Origin of the sequence: Microbulbifer bruguierae (assembly GCF_029869925.1) — a bacterium.
Taxonomy (GTDB): Bacteria; Pseudomonadota; Gammaproteobacteria; order Pseudomonadales; family Cellvibrionaceae; genus Microbulbifer; species Microbulbifer bruguierae.
In genome coordinates this window covers 2287262-2303804 of the sequence record NZ_CP118605.1, presented here as the reverse complement: position 1 = coordinate 2303804, position 16543 = coordinate 2287262, and the positions used below count along the sequence as shown (strand labels likewise).

The window sequence follows — 16543 nt, the reverse complement described above, 5'->3', positions numbered from 1 at the left end:
GGCAATTTTATCTCCGTTGGCCATTGGCCGGTGTTTAAACGGAAGTTCGTATAAAGCAAAAACCGGAAGGAGTGGAGCCGATGCGCCACCTTGGTCTTGGATTGGACAACTTAGTCAGTGGGGCAGGTCTGTACGCGAAGGCCGTACAAAAAATAGCGCTCGCGGGGCTGCTTTTTCTGGGGGCTGGCTCGATTCAGGCGCAGGAAGAGCATCCGGTGCTCGTCTGGGATAACGGCGCTACCGAGATCGGTACGGAGGTAGTTTCCCAGCCGGATACCGTCGGCGGGGATTATTATTTCGAGATTACACCGGAGGCGGCTGCGGGCCAGGCCTGGAGGACCGTACTGCGGGTTTCCCAGGGCGAGGCGCACCTGTATATGCAGCAGGGCGTCGTCCCCACCGGGAATGGCAGTAGGTACTCTGCACTAGTTGGTGACGATGCGGTGGTCATGCGCGATGGCACGTTTGCCGCGGGTGAAAAGTGGTATATCCGGGTAAGCGCGACTGCCGGCGCGGAGTGGACGCTGGTATCTGGCGATCTGTTTGTGCATGACCTGGGCGCTCTGGCCGCTTACGACAGCGACGCTTCCAGTGCTGCGAGTATTACCGTTGGGCCAGAGCAAACTGCATTCTTTAAAACAAGGATCAGTGGCGCAACCAAGGCATGGCGCCTGCACCTCAATGGTGATGAATATCCCATCTATATCAAAAAAGATCGGCCCTCCTACACCCTGAATGACGGTGTGGAAAAGGATAATCGGCGCGAAGGCGATGCCTCGAAGGGTTATTACAGCCAGATGTTGCTGGTACCGCCTTATCTGGAGGCTGGTGAGTATTATATTTCGGTGCGCGCCGCCAAAGGCACCGTTATCAATCTGGATTCCCGCGAGCAGGAAATTCGCACCCCGGTTGCCCAGCCAGGCTATTCCGGTAGCGATAACTTCGAATTCAGCCTCACCGGCACTAATGATGACCAATATGGTTTCATCACCTATGCGGTAAACGTGCCGGTGGAGCAGCTGGGCTGGCAAGTCAATCTAGAGTCCGCCAGCGGCAACGCGGATTTTTATGTGCGCAAGAGTTTTGTGCCCAACCTCTGGATCAATGATGCCTTCTCCGAGCTGCCTGCGAGTATTGATGACAGCGTTACCGTAGTACCGCCGCAGCTCACCGATACAACCTGGTACGTCACCGTGGTTGGGGAAGGTGAATTCAGCTTTTCCATGGCCAGTAGCGAACCACAAATCGATGATATTGACCTGGTCAATGTCGATCCACCCATCGTCAATAACGACACCGATCGCAGCGGTTGGCGCTACTACCGTATGAACAGTAATTCCCTGGTCGACACCGTGCAGTTGTGGGAGCTGACGCTCGCGAACCAGGTGGCGAACTCGGAAATTGCGTTGCGTCGGAATGCGTTGCCCGCACGCTGGGATTATCGCAATGGAACGACGACCGTTTACCAGGGCTCGAATGTCGATGAGTCCGGCACGTCCGGTTTTTTACAGCAACAAAATCACGAAAAAGATATTTGGTATGTGGGGGTCTACACGCCGTACGCGGCTCTCGGTGCTTTTGAACTGACGACCGAAGCCGTTCTCAACGACACCCTCGTCTTTAATGGCGGAAGCAAAGAGGTTACTGGCCAGGCGGCAGATTACTGGCAGTATCACAAAGTAACGGTACCAGCGGGCGCTTTGGGTTGGGATATCCAGGTCACTAACGTCAGTGGCGGTTCACCCCGGATGGTAATTCGCCGCGATGTGCTTCCCGATACTTTGCAGTCCACCCAGCATATTGAGAAACAGAATGTCTGGAGTACTGGCAATCAATGGGCCGCCGGCAGCGACTGGACCGGTCTTGTTACTAACCCGGATGGCAGCACGGAGAATTATAAACGGCTGACCATTGGGCTGGGCTCGCCGCTGAGTCCGGGCAATTACTACGTGGGCGTATACAACGCGGCTGGCAGCGGTGAAATGACGTACACCCTGGAGAGTCGGGGTATCGGTATTGGCAACGACAGCAATGGCAACCCCTGGTCAGTACAGGTTCAGGATTTGGCTTTTGAAGGGAATGTTGCCGGTACGGCGCTGGCGCCGCGGGAACAGGCTTACTATCGGGTGCAGATTCCGGAGTCCCAGATTGCCTGGAATCTGACACTGGGTCCCGCCAGTGGCCATGAAGCCAAACTCGTGGTGCGCAAAGAGGCCCTGGGAAATGTGGCCGCTTATGGAAACGGTTCCGATAGTACCTATTCCTATGGTGCCAGCCGCGATACCGCAGGCGGCGAAGTGTTTAATAAATTCCACTCGGATGCCTCCGAGTTCCTTGAGGCAGGGACGTATTACGTCACCGTGATCAGCCAGGGGCAGAACCCGGTATCTGGTCGAGTGGGCGCCGACGGGATTGACTACACGCTCAGCAGTACCGGCGAAGTTTCCGTTGAAGATAAAACCGATACGCCGGTAGTCGAAGGGGCAGACGTCAGCTGGACAGGACAAGGTCTTTCCGAGCAACAGCAAAAATTCTACCGCATTCGCACCGGTGCCGATCTGACGGTACTGGAATTGAGTCTGGAAAATGTATCCGGCAGCGCTCAGTTTTGCGTTTCCCAGATGGAGGACGGAGAAATTCATCTTCCCGCAGGGGGATATGCTGAAGGTGGCTACGGCATAAAAGGCTGCAGCTCAAGCCTGCTCAACCTTACCGCCCCCACTGGTGATTACCTCGTCACCGTAATGTCGACCAACGCTGCCGATGTCTCTTTTGATTTGCGGGCCAGCGGTCGCGGAGAGGAGGCTGTGGCATTCAACGGTGGAACGTCGAATACCGTCGAGCAGGCTCCGGGTACCTGGAAACACCACCGTATTGTGGTACCGGAAGATGCCTTGGGTTGGGATGTTCGGCTCAAAGATATCAGTGGTTACAGTACGCCGCAGATGGTGATCAGGCGCGACGAGCTGCCGGATTACACTAGCTCATCCAGCAATATTAATCGCTTCGACACTTGGCCCAGCGGTCAGCGCTGGGGGATAGGTAACGACTGGACCGGGCTCGGCTACGAGGCCGATGGTTCCTATGCGGGTCCCGGGCTGACGGTAGGTATGGGCTCGCCTCTGGAGCCGGGTGTTTACTACGTCAGTGTATTGAACATCTCTACCACCCAGGTAACCGGATATACCCTGGAGAGCCGTGGTATCGGCATGGGTAGCGACAGTGACGGAAATCCCTGGGCAATTCAGGTGCAGGATCTGCCCTTTGAGGGTAGTGCGGTGGTGACCGGCCTGGGGGCGCGTGAACTCGCCATTTATCGGGTACAGGTGCCCGAGTCGCAGATCGGCTGGTCACTGAATCTGGATCTGGCCGAAGGGCATGAAGCTGCGCTGGCCGTTCGCCGGGAGGTAATCGGTAACGTCACTGCATCTACAGGACTCGGCAATTATTCTGACTCTGTGGGCTGGTATCAGGGCATCAAGCGGAACACCGACGGGGCAGAGTATTTTTATAAATACCATTCGCAAACCAGTGAACTCCTGGAAGCGGGAACCTATTACGTAACCGTTATCAGCCAGGGGCAGAACCCCACTTCAGGTCGTGTTGGCGCTGACCCCATCGACTTTACCCTGACCAGCACCGGCAATATCCCGATCGACGATAAAACCGATACCCCTGTGGCTAGCGGCGAGGATGTCGTGTGGTTGGCGCAAAGTGCCGACGAAGGTGAACACAAGTTTTATCGTATTCGTGCGGGCGCCGACCTGACCGTGGTGGAAGTCTCGTTGGAGAATGTCACCGGCAATACGGAAATTTGCGTTATCCCGGTGGTCGAGGGTGAAATTCATATACCTTATTTCGGCTATGGGGAAGGCGGTTACAGCAGCAGATCCTGTGGTTCTGATTTGGTGAACCTTACTGCACCCAGTGACGACTACATTATTGCTGTTCGCTCCACCGATGCTTCAGCGGTTTCTTATGATCTGGTAGCGGCTGGTCGCGAGGAAGTTCTGGTCGAATTCAATGGCGGCAGTGCCGAGACCCTGGAGCAAGCACCAGGTACTTGGCAGCACCACCGCATCGAAGTGCCGGCCGGTGCCCTGGGTTGGGATCTGCGCTTGAGTAACGTTGAAGCGGAATCGCCCCCGAAACTGGTGGTAAGGCGTGACCTGTTGCCGGAAAACCATGGTTCCTCCAGTAACATGAGCCGCCTGGGATACTGGACTTCAGGCAACCAGTGGGCCGCGCCTGTCTCCGACTGGACGGGAATGCCCTACGAGGATGATTACTCTAGTGCTGCACCCAGGATGACCATGGGCATGGGCTCTCCCCTGGAGCCCGGTATTTACTACGTCAGTATCTATAACAATTCCACCACCACTAACACCAGCTATACCCTGGAAAGTCGCGGCATTGGTATCGGCAACGACACCGCGGGTAACCCCTGGTCTATGCAGGTGCAGGATCTGGACTACGACGGCACCGCTAGCGGCACTGCGCTGGCGCCGCGGGACCTGGCGTTCTATCGGGTGCAGGTGCCTCCTTCACAAATTGGCTGGTCACTGAATCTGAAACCCACCACGGGTCACGACGCCAGACTTTCCGTTAGATTGGGTGCTTTGGGTAATACCGGCGGTACTACCTCGAACTCCACAGATTGGTACACCAACGGGCCCAATATGGGTGGGCGAATCTGGGACACTCCCGGACAAGAATTCTCTTATAAGCATCATGAAAGCTATGAGTCGGACGACGACTATCTGTTTATCCAGGCGGGCACTTATTACGTCACAGTGATAAGCCAGGGACAAAACCCGGTAACAGGAAGCAAAATCGGTGTTGGTGCGATTGATTACCAGCTCACCAGCGGACCGGTGATGATTAATGATCAGTCGGGTACTCCGATCACCGCCGAAACACAAGTGAGCTGGGATGGCGAAACCCTGGCGCAGGGCGAGCACAAGCTGTACAAATTCTCCGTTGCGGAAGGGTTGGACAGTCTGGAACTTTCTCTGGAAAACACCGTAGGTGTTCCGAGAATGTGCGTGATACGGGCAGAAAATGGCATGTTACGCCTGCCCGCAGAGGCGTCTGGCAACAGCGTGTATAAGGTTGAGGGTGGATATTACCCCGAAAGCGGGAATCACTGCGGTAGTGGCGTGGTTACCATGCTGCAGCCTGCAGCGGGTGAATACGTTGTACAGGTCGCCGACGGTTACGATCCGGATGAACTGGATATGACCTACGATCTGGTTGCGAAGCCGCTGGCACATACACCGCTTGCCTTTGACGGCGGCACCGACAGTGCCGGCCTGATTGATCAGCAGTACGCGATCTATACCGTTGAAGTGCCGGAGTTACACGATGGTGAAGAAGTCACTGCCTGGCAGCTGGATACCCCCATTAGTCACGGTGGCATCAAACTCTGGGCGAGCCAGGATCTGGCGAATTTAAATACCTTTGTCAGCACCAAAACCCAGGCCGTGCTGACGGCTCCCTATCTGACACCGGGCAAGTGGTATGTTCTGGTACAGGGCCAGGGCGCCACCGATTTTTCCATTACCAGTCGCGCGATTCCGGTGCGTCGCACCTGGACGGCGCCCGCGCACGGGGAAGTCTTTGCGCAGGCCGGTTTGGACGCACCCTATATTGGGGACAGCGGTATTGACGATGCGGGCAATCCAATCATCAACCCGGTCTCCAGTGATCAGGGTACGGATCTGGCGGAAGGGAATTTCCATTTCTACCGTATCCACGTACCGGAAAATAATGGCGGGGTGATTCGCACCAAGCTGGAAGCATTAAATGGCGACCCGGATCTGTATATCCGCCGCGATACAGTGCCGACGCTGACACACCGCTACGGCTCGGAAAATCTTTACGATCGCTACGACGTCACTTCAGGCACCCAGTATGGCAACTGGGTATCGATGGCCGCTTACTATCACCGCGATTACCTGCTCAACGGTCTGCCCGCGGGTGACTGGTGGATCGGTGTCTATGGCAAATCTTCCAATGTGCGTTACCGGCTTACGGTTTCTGCCGGTGGCGTTGTCGATGCGGCTGGGGAACTGCAGGACAACGCGAACTATGTGCAGGACCTGCAACTGGATGGTGGCAGTGTTTCCGGGCAGACCCTGGCTGCGGGTGATATGCGCTATTACCGTGTGCAGATGCCGCAGTCGTCCGTCAATGCGGGTGAAGGTATGCCCAGTGAGTGGACGCTGAATCTCAGCGAAGATCTCGGCGATGTCGTGGTGATGCTGCGGGATACGATTCCACCGGGTAACACTCAGTATGCGACCAGCTCGTACTCTCCGAACTACGGCACGCAGTTTTACGATTGGAGTGAGGATCACAACCAGACCACTGCTCTGTACCCGGAAATTGATGAGGCTGGCGCTCACACCTTTAGCGTCCCACCACTGGAGCCCAATAGCACTTACTATATAGGGGTATACGCAAAGTCCGACGCAACGTTCGGAATCAGTTCTGCGGTAAGTAGCGAGACGCTGCATATTGACGGAGTGCTGGAGTTTGCCAGCAGCGGTATCGATATTTCCCTGCCTGCGGGTGAGGAGCGTTTGTACCGGATTGATGTTCCCGAAAATGCCGGCAGCCTCGCGCTGGCGGGCACCTACGCGTCCACGGTGAAGCTGTACCTGAATCGCGACACGGTGCCGACTGCAGACAGTTATGCCCACTGGTACAGCTACAGCGCTGATCTGGCCTGGGATACCTCTTTCTATGCAGACTCGACGACTACCGCGGATCACTGGATTGCGGGCCACAGCTATTACCTGCGCGTGATCAATACGGATGTAGATGCGCAAACCGTGCAACTGCAATTTACCGGTGAACTGCTCGCAGGCTCGGATCACGATAACGACGGTATCGATGACAGCTGGGAGGTTGAGCACTTCGGAACGATTTCTGTCACCTGGGATATGGATGGCGACGGCCTCAGCAACCAACTGGAATTCGAATACGGCACGGATCCGAATAACCCGGATAGCGATGGCGATGGTCTGGCCGATGGATGGGAAGTGAATCAGGGACTGGACCCGATGGCTGCGAACACCGAGGGTGACCTCGATGAGGACGGCCTCTCGGATCTGGATGAATTTGCCCTCGGCACCGATCCACAAAACAGTGATAGCGACGCAGATGGTTTGAGCGATGGTGAAGAGGTTTATACCCATCAAACCAACCCGCGCAGTGAAGACACCGATGCGGACATGATGGATGACGCCTGGGAAGTGGCCCACGGCTTCGATCCGCTCAACAGCGACGACGCCTACGAGGATGCGGACGCGGATGGCTTTGCCAATTACGAGGAATATCGTGCGGCCACCGACCCTGTCGACAGCGGCTCTGTCGTTGCCGCCGGTAGCGTGCTGTGGAGCGCCAACCTGGGTCTGCCTCTCTACGGCCTGGCGCTCGACAACAGCGGCAACCTGATGACCGGTGACCTTTATCACCTGGATCGTTTCGGCAAACCGTTCTGGTACGACGATGTTCCCGGCATGGTTTACAACTCCGCTACGGTGGACGCGGACGGCAACTACTTTGTCGCCAACGGCGCGCGCATTGCCAAGTACACCGCCAGCGGCGATATCGCCTGGTTGTTTAATACCGAGGGATCGGTGTACCGCACCGGTATTGCCCTGGGCGAAGCTGGCACCCTCTACGTCGCCGACGAGCTGGGCAATTTCTACGCGGTCAATGCCGATGGCAGCGAGAAATGGCGTCTCGTAATCGACCGTCCTGAATTGCTGGCCCCGTCGATTGCGCTGGACGGCACTCTCTACATTGCCACCCAGGTAGGCGATGGCAGCAACTACAACCTGGTCTCTATTACCGATAACGGCAGCTACGGTTCCGTGAACTGGAACTTCCCGGCGACCGGATCTTTCTCTGCTGTAGCCATCGCCCAGGACGGCACCGTCTACGTGGCGTCTGACGATCAGCACTTGTATGCACTGAATCCCGATGGCACTCAGAAATGGGCGCAGGATCTGGGTTATCGCATTGACGCGTCGCCGGTGATTGGTCGCGGCGGTGCGGTGTATATCGGTGCCGCCAGCAGCAACCGCTTTATGGCGTTCAATCCGGATGGTTCCGTCAAGTGGGAGTACGTCAGCAACAGCAGTCGAGGCTGGCACACGGCGGTGGCGGGCAACCGCGGGCAGGTATTTATAGCGAATACGTCCGGTGAGGTGATCGCGCTGGACGATACCAGTGGCGTTGCCGAGTGGATGGTCAATGTCGGTGGTGTTACCGAAGCGCCGCTGCTTGATGCCTACGGGCGTCTGTATGTGGTTCAAAGCCGTCTGCTGAGTGCCATTCAGACCAGCGCAACGGGCCTAGATTACTCGGACTGGCCGGCAGAATACTTCGACAGCCAGAACACGGCACGAAGCACTTTGCTCGACCAGGATGGCGACGGCCTCGCGGATCGCTGGGAGCTGGAGCAGGGCCTCGACCCCGCCGATGCGACCGATGCCGAAATCGATGCCGACGGTGATGGCCTGACCGCCGCGCAGGAGTTTGCCCAGCGCACCAGCGATCTCAGCGTCGACAGCGACGGTGACGGCGTCAACGACGACCTGGATCCGTTCCCCTCCAACGGCAATGAGTCGGTGGATACCGATGGCGACCTGATCGGCAACAATGCGGATGAGGACGACGATGGCGATGGCGTTGGCGATAACAGCGACGTATTCCCGCTGGATCCGACGGAAACCGCCGATAGCGACGGCGACGGCGTTGGTGATAACGGCGATGCGTTTCCTCAGGATTCCACGGAAACCGTAGATAGCGACGACGACGGCGTTGGTGATAACAGCGACGTGTTCCCGCAGGATCCGACGGAATCCATAGATAGCGATGGTGACGGCATTGGCGATAACAGCGACCCGCTGCCGAACGGAGACGACGCCGATAGCGATAGTGACGGTATGCCGGATGGTTACGAGCACGAGCATGGGCTGGATATCAATGATTCCAGCGATGCCGATGCCGACCTGGATGGCGACGGCCGCACAAACCTCGAGGAGTACACCGGAGGCTTTGATATCGCGGTGGACGATGTTGACCCGGAACTGACTATACCGGCGGATATCGTGGTGGCCTCTACTGGTCCTGAAACCCCGGTGGATCTCGGCGTTGCTACAGCGACCGATATCCTGGATGGCAATCTGGTGCCGACCGCGGATAACACCGGTCCGTTTGTCCCCGGTCAGCACGAGGTGACCTGGACGGTGGCGGATGCCGCCGGCAACACCGCGTCCGGCACGCAGCTGGTCGATGTGATCCCGCTGGCCAGTATCGCCGTGGCGCAAACGGTGCAGGAAGGGCAGGCCGGATCCATCGAAGTCAGCCTGAACGGTAGCCCGGTCAGCTATCCGGTTACGGTTTCCTATACCGTAAGCGGCTCTGCAGGTATGTATGAGGACCACGACCTGACTGACGGCAGTGTGGTGATCGAATCCGGTCTGACCGCAAGTATCGACTTTGCCACCCTGCCGGATGAGGTATTCGAAGGCAGCGAAACCCTGGTGGTGACACTGACAGGTGCGGTGAATGCCGTTGTCGGCGCAAGTGCCCAGCACGTTGTCAGCATCACCGAAGAAAATGTGGCGCCCACTGTGGCGATTGCACTTTCCCAGGATACCTTGCCGGTGGCGGTTGCCTATGCGGATGCAGGCGAGGTGACTCTCACGGCTTCCGTGGAAGACGTGAATCCCGATGATACGCACCTGTTCCAGTGGAATATCGTGGATACCCAGCTGGTACCGACTAACGCTACCGATGAGCAGGTATTGCGTTTTGATCCCGCCGGTCTGTCCGGCAGTGTTGAAGTGGGCGTTACCGTTACCGACAGCGCGGGTGCAACCAGCTCGGCACAGGTACTGATTCGTATCGACAGCAGCCTACCGGTATTGCTCGCTGAGACCGACAGCGATGGCGATGGGGTGAGTGATCTGGACGAAGGTGTTGCCGACTCGGACGGCGACCGGATTCCCGATTACCTGGATCCACAGGATACCGACAATATGTTGCCGGCCAGTGATGTGGATAACTATCTGCAGAGTGCGGCAGGCAGCAAGCTGGTGCTCGGCGATGCCACTTACACCTCTGGCAACAGTGTCAGTGCCATGAGTGTGGAAGAGATGGAAGCGTATTTTGATGCGTCGCTCGTCCACGCTGCGGGATATCTGCTGCTGAACGGTATCTTCGACTTCGAGGTGCGCGGTATTGGTGTGGGTGAATCGACGCAAGTGGTACTGCCGCTGACCTCCGCCATTCTCCCGACCGCACGCTACGTCAAGTACCAGCCGAATGTTGGCTGGGTGGACTTTGTCGAAGATGGAGCCAATGCCGTGGCGACCGCACCGGGTATGCAGGGTGTGTGTCCGGCACCGGGGGATGGCAGCTATCAGGCTGGTTTGAATGAGGGGGACTTCTGTGTGCAGCTCACCATCCAGGATGGCGGCCCCAACGATGCCGACGGTGTGGCCAATGGTGTTGTGGTGGATCCGAGCGCGGTAGCCACCATGGAGTTGCCGGCGCCGGTGGTCACGGCAAGCAACAATACTCTGGAAAAAACCGCGTTCCAGAGCGGTGACGGTGAGCAAACCGTGCTGGATTTTGCATTGCAAAGTGACTCAACGGATGCCGAACTGGTCGCGTTCACGTTTGATGCCGCGGGTGACGTCGACGACGCACAACAAGTTGGCGAGGTGAAGCTTTACCTGGATGCGAACACCAACGGTGTGGCCGAAGCTTCCGAGCTGATTGGTACTGGCAACTTTGCGGAGGACGATGGGGAACTGACGATCACCCTGGACGCACCGTATCAGCTGCCTGTGGGAGAAAGCCGATTCCTGGTTACCTATCAGCTATAAATTATTAAAGGTCATAGCAATGAAAAGTATTACCGCGATAAAAAGTATCCTGCTTGCTATCACTCTGGCTGCCCTCACCGCATGCGGTGGGGGAGGCGGCGGTGGCGGTGACGGTGGCAGCTCGTCCGGTGGCAGTTCGTCCAGTAGCAGTTCATCCAGTAGCAGCAGTTCCAGTAGCTCGTCCAGTAGTAGCTCTTCCGGAAGCAGTTCATCCAGTGGCAGTGGTAGCAGCAGCTCCAGCAGCTCGTCCAGCAGTTCTTCCGGTAGCGGGAGCTCCTCCAGTGGCAGCAGCTCTTCCTCTGGAGGCCCACTGGCTTTCAGTGTGCGCTTGTCCAGCGCAAATGTGGTGCGGGTCAGTAATGACGAGGCGGTAGATGTCGACACTTCCGCGGTAGAAAGCGGGGAATTGCAGCTGGAACCTTGAGGGTTTTGCCTGCGATTTCCTTTTATCGCTACTCCCGCTTACCGTTCCTCAGTTACCGCTTCTTTTCAGTTACCGCTTCTCTATAGGTTGTGTTGCGTATAGAGAAGCGGGACCTTCACACTTCACTTTCGTGTTTCAGCTGCACCTGCCAGTCCCCTTCCATATCCACACTGACCAGCACCTGTATTGGACGGCAGCACACGGCGCAATCCTCAAAATAGTGCTGGCTGCCGGCGGAGGTGTCGATGAGCAGCAGAATGGTTTCCCCGCAGTAGGGGCAGCGATCACTGAATTCCTCGATTTTGTCCATAGCGTTGTTCCGTCTATTCAGGTTGAACCTATGTTTGCGACCGCCACTGGAAGTCGTGGGGCAGTCATGGGACTGCCGTGGGGGCGCGGGCACAGGGCGGTTATGCTGCAATCTTAGAAGCTATCGGCGGTAACGGCAGGGGGCGAAAAGGCGCGTGTACCGGGATAAATGGCTTTTTTTTGCGTTCTTGTAAAAATGACAGCGCTATCAGTGCGTTATCGATAGTGTGCGGTAATTCATTTACAAAATGGATTGATATACTCGCGGCCTGACCAGTTTGTCTGCAGTCTTCGCCTGCGAGCCATAACCGTCACGGCAATCGGGTTTAGTGTTAGCCGCCCTTGGGGCTTATAATCCGCGCCCGCTTTCCCGGGGCCTGCGCCCGGGTTAGTTAGTATTCAGCAACCAGCAAAAGAGGATTGGCTATGGCGGTTAAATTGATGAAGGACCAGGATCTGGCGGGCAAACGCGTTCTGATCCGCGAAGACCTGAATGTGCCGGTGAAAGACGGAGCTGTCACTTCCGACGCCCGTATTCGCGCGGCGCTTCCCACCATCCAGGCTGCCGTCGATGCCGGGGCCAAAGTCCTGCTGATGTCCCACCTGGGCCGCCCCACCGAGGGTGAGTACGCTGAAGAATTTTCCCTGGCGCCGGTCACCGCCCACCTGGGCAAACTGCTGGGCAAAGAGGTGCCGCTGATCAAAGACTGGCAGGGCGGTGTGGATCTTGCAGATGGTGAAGTGGCGCTGCTGGAAAACGTGCGCTTCAACAAGGGCGAGAAGAAAGACGACGAGGCTCTGGCCAGGCAGTACGCGGCGCTGTGCGACATCTTCGTGATGGATGCCTTCGGCACCGCCCACCGCGCCCAGGCCTCCACCCATGGTGTGGCCAAGTTTGCCGCCGTCGCCTGTGCCGGCCCGCTGCTGGCCGCGGAACTGGATGCGTTGGAACAGGCCCTCGCCAATCCGGCGCGCCCGATGGTGGCGATTGTTGGCGGCTCCAAGGTTTCCACCAAACTTACAGTGCTGGAGAGCCTGTCCGACAAGGTGGACCAGCTGATCGTCGGTGGCGGCATTGCCAATACCTTCCTCGCCGCCAGCGGCAAGCCGGTGGGCAAGTCCCTGTGTGAACACGACCTGGTCGACACCGCCAAGGCCCTGATGCAGAAGTGCGATATCCCGCTGCCCAGCGATGTAGTGACCGGCAAGGAATTCAGCGAAACCGCCGCAGCAGAAACCAAGTCGGCGGACGCGGTGAGCGAAGACGACATGATTTTCGATATCGGCCCGGATTCCTCTGCGGTGCTGGCGGATATTCTCAAGGACGCCAAGACCATCATCTGGAATGGCCCGGTGGGCGTGTTTGAATTCGACCAGTTTGGCGGTGGTACCGAGCGCCTGTCTAAGGCCATTGCCAACAGCGACGCCTTCTCCATTGCTGGCGGCGGTGACACCCTGGCAGCGGTCGACAAATACGGTATTGCCGAGCAGGTTTCCTATATTTCCACTGGGGGTGGTGCTTTCCTCGAATACGTGGAAGGCAAGGTGCTGCCGGCAGTGGCCATGCTGGAAACCCGCGCGGCGGAATAGACGCGAACAGATAGAGTTTTGCAGTACCCGGGGCGCGCAAGCGTCCCGCTTGAGATGTACGAAGTACCTGTTGTCAGCAGTAGCGATCAATAAAAAGAGATGCGACCGACATGCAATGTCAGGAATCGCACATAAGTTGTACCCAATACCAGACAAATTTCGACGAGAAAGGGTTTATTCATGGCTTTAATCAGCTTGCGTCAAATGTTGGACCACGCTGCCGAGTTCGGCTACGGCATTCCTGCGTTCAACGTCAACAACCTGGAGCAAATGCGCGCGATCATGGAGGCGGCCGACCAGACCGACTCTCCGGTGATCGTGCAGGCTTCCGCCGGCGCGCGTAAATACGCCGGTGCTCCCTTCCTGCGCCACCTGATCCTGGCGGCGGTGGAAGAGTTTCCGCATATCCCGGTAGTAATGCACCAGGACCACGGCACCAGCCCGGCAGTGTGTCAGCGTTCCATCCAGCTGGGCTTCAGCTCGGTAATGATGGACGGCTCGCTGATGGACGACGGCAAGACTCCGGCCTCCTACGAGTACAACGTGGACGTGACCAGACGTGCGGTGGAAATGGCCCACGCTTGTGGCGTGTCCGTGGAAGGTGAACTGGGTTGCCTGGGTTCCCTGGAAACCGGCATGGCCGGTGAGGAAGATGGTGTAGGCGCGGAAGGCGTACTGTCCCACGACCAGCTGCTGACCGACCCGGAAGAAGCGGCGGATTTCGTCAAGAAAACCCAGGTAGATGCACTCGCGATCGCCTGTGGCACCAGCCACGGTGCCTACAAGTTTACCCGTCCGCCCACGGGTGACATTCTCGCGATCGACCGTATCAAGGAAATCCACGCGCGTATCCCGGATACCCACCTGGTAATGCACGGATCTTCCTCTGTACCCCAGGAGTGGCTGAAGGTCATCAATGAGTTTGGTGGTGAGATTCCAGAAACCTACGGTGTTCCGGTTGAGCAGATCTGCGAAGGCATCAAGTACGGCGTGCGCAAGGTGAACATCGACACCGACCTGCGCCTGGCCTCCACCGGTGCGGTGCGTCGCTTCCTGGCCGAAAACCCGTCTGAGTTCGACCCGCGCAAATTCCTCAAGGTGACCACCACCGCGATGAAGGAAATCTGTGTGGCCCGCTACGAGGCCTTCGGCGCTGCCGGCCAGGGCAGCAAGATCAAGCCCATCAGCCTGGAGAGCATGTTCCTGCGCTACGAAAAAGGCGAACTGGTACCGAAGATCAATTGATTGTTACGGTAATTGTTGCGGTAATTTGAAAAAGGCGAACCTCTGGTTCGCCTTTTTTGTATCCACCGGGGCGGGAAAAAATACAGTACCATTGAGTCATGGATCTGCTGAAAGACTTCAACGCCGTCGACCCCAGTCCGGTGATCCGTCGCCCGGATTACTCCGCGCTGCGCAAGCAGCTGCCGGCACTGGATTTCGCCTGCGATCAGCCCCTTCCCGAGTCGGTGATCGCCTACCGCAATTTCTATCGCCTGAATTTTGCCGAGGCTGTGGGTACCGGTATCGGTACCTTCAGGGCGGCGGGATTCGAACTGGTGGCCCAGTACTGGCTGCGGGAAAATCCGAAGGGTACCCTGGTGATCTGCCACGGCTATTTCGACCACACCGGCATTTACGGTGCAGCCGTACGCTATGGGCTCGAGCGCGGATACAATGTGGTGATTTTCGATTTCCCCGGGCACGGCCTTTCCAGCGGTGAGCCAGTGGCAATTGATACTTTCCTGCAGTATCGGGAAACCCTGGAAGCGCTGTTGCGCAAGGCGCGCGGGAAAATGCCGGAGCCCTGGCACGGTATGGGGCAGAGCACCGGCGGTGCAGCCCTGCTGAGCTACCTGCAGTTCAGCGATTGGCAGCCTTTTGACAAGGTGATGCTGCTCGCGCCGCTGGTACGCCCGGCGCGCTGGCATCTGCGCAAGTGGATGTTTTACCTGGGGCGCTACCTGATGCCCCACCCCAACCGCGGTTTCAACATTAATACCCACGATGCCGAGTTCGCCCGTCGCCAGGCCCTGCGCGATCCGCTGCAATCACCGGTGATGTCCATTCGCTGGCTCGCGGCCATGGTGGACTGGCTCAAGGTTTTTCCGAAAACCGCGCGCAACCGGAAAAAAATTCTGGTGGTGCAGGGTACCGATGATGGCACCGTGGACTGGCGTTACAACATGCGTGTTATCCGCGACCGCTTCCCCAACAGCAAGCGCGTGATAGTGCGGGGCGCGCGCCACCAGATGATCAACGAGACCCAACCCTACCGGCAGCAGATTATTGCTGCACTGGATAACTGGCTCGCCCAGTAACGGTTTTCCCTTTTTGCCGGTTGCCAGAGGCTATTTCCAGTGCCTGTTTCTAGAGTGCCGCCTCGCGCAACTGCCGGCGCTTGCGCCGCTGCACCAGCGCGTCTGTGGAATACAGCAGCAGTGCAAACCAGACGATGGCAAAGGTGATGAGTTTGCTCTCCCCCAGTGGCTCGCCATAGTAGAAGGTGGCCAGCAACAGCATCAGCGTCGGGCCGAGATATTGCAGGAAGCCCACGGTGGAAAGGTTCAGTCGGCGCGCGGCGATAGTGAACAGCAGTAGCGGTGTCAGGGTAATGGGTCCGGCCAGCAGCAACAGGCCGTTCAGTTCCCAGCTGTTATGGAGCAGGTTACTGCTGGGGCTGTCGCTCCACAGCAGAAAGCCGATGGCCAGTGGCAGCATATACAGAGTTTCCACCGCGAGGCCGGTGAGACTGTCCACCGGTGCGCGTTTGCGCACCAGGCCGTAAAAACCGAAGCTGAACGCCAGGTACAGGGCCACCAGTGGCACCCGCCCGAATTGCCAGAGTTCATGGCCAATCCCCGCCGCCGCCAGCGCCACCGCCAGCCATTGCAGCGGGCGTAATTTCTCTCCCAGAAACACTACGCCCAGCAGTACGCTGATCAGTGGGTTGATGTAATAGCCGAGGCTGGCATCGAGTATGTGCTGATTGGTGATGGCCCAGATAAATACCAGCCAGTTGCTGCCGATCAGCAAGGTAGACAGCAGCAGCGTGGCCATTTTTTTGCCGGAACCGAGGGTGTTGCGAAATTCCACCAGTTTGCCCAGGGCAGCCAGCATCAGGATCGCGAGCAGGAAAGACCAGATACTGCGGTGACTCAGGATCTCCGGTGCGGAAATGCCGTCCAGCAGATTGAAATACAGCGGCGCCAGTCCCCAGATAAGGAAGGCACCAATACCCGCCAGCAGACCTGCGGCAGGGGATTCGGAATTGCGGTTTTGCACGAGGAAGCAGCCTTGGACACACCGG

Annotated in this window: 7 protein-coding genes; 4 read left to right on the top strand and 3 right to left on the bottom strand. The window is 57.7% G+C overall.

Annotation, left to right across the window (positions count from 1 at the left end; genetic code table 11):
- Positions 1–80: 80 nt before the first annotated feature.
- The gene (locus PVT68_RS09580) at positions 81–10910 is read left to right on the top strand and encodes a PQQ-binding-like beta-propeller repeat protein (protein ID WP_280317506.1); all 10830 of its coding nucleotides are present in this window, start codon (positions 81–83) and stop codon (positions 10908–10910) included.
- Here the strand turns inward: PVT68_RS09580 and PVT68_RS09575 are convergent.
- On the bottom strand, positions 10905–11294 hold the full coding sequence (locus tag PVT68_RS09575) for a hypothetical protein (protein WP_280317505.1): 390 nt from the start codon (positions 11292–11294) through the stop codon (positions 10905–10907). The two genes, PVT68_RS09580 and PVT68_RS09575, sit on opposite strands and share 6 nt — an antisense overlap.
- A gap of 155 nt (positions 11295–11449) precedes the next feature.
- Positions 11450–11644, bottom strand: coding sequence for a CPXCG motif-containing cysteine-rich protein (locus tag PVT68_RS09570; RefSeq protein ID WP_280317504.1), 195 nt, complete (start codon positions 11642–11644; stop codon positions 11450–11452).
- Positions 11645–12069: 425 nt separating this feature from the next.
- Between PVT68_RS09570 and PVT68_RS09565 the strand changes: the two genes are divergently transcribed.
- The 3 genes from PVT68_RS09565 (at position 12070) to PVT68_RS09555 (ending at position 15554) form a co-directional block, all read left to right on the top strand.
- Positions 12070–13233, top strand: a complete 1164-nt coding sequence (locus tag PVT68_RS09565; RefSeq protein ID WP_280317503.1) for a phosphoglycerate kinase — start codon at positions 12070–12072, stop codon at positions 13231–13233.
- A gap of 180 nt (positions 13234–13413) precedes the next feature.
- Positions 13414–14478, top strand: coding sequence for a class II fructose-bisphosphate aldolase (gene fba, locus PVT68_RS09560; RefSeq protein ID WP_280317502.1), 1065 nt, complete (start codon positions 13414–13416; stop codon positions 14476–14478).
- Between the two features lie 98 nt (positions 14479–14576).
- Entirely contained in the window at positions 14577–15554 is a 978-nt protein-coding gene (locus tag PVT68_RS09555; protein ID WP_280317501.1) for an alpha/beta hydrolase, read from the top strand.
- Positions 15555–15603: 49 nt separating this feature from the next.
- Here PVT68_RS09555 and rarD read toward each other — a convergent pair whose 3' ends face one another.
- Positions 15604–16518 carry an EamA family transporter RarD gene (gene rarD / locus PVT68_RS09550; RefSeq protein ID WP_280317500.1) on the bottom strand — a complete coding sequence of 305 codons (915 nt, stop codon included), beginning with the start codon at positions 16516–16518 and terminating at the stop codon, positions 15604–15606.
- Positions 16519–16543 lie beyond the last annotated feature (25 nt).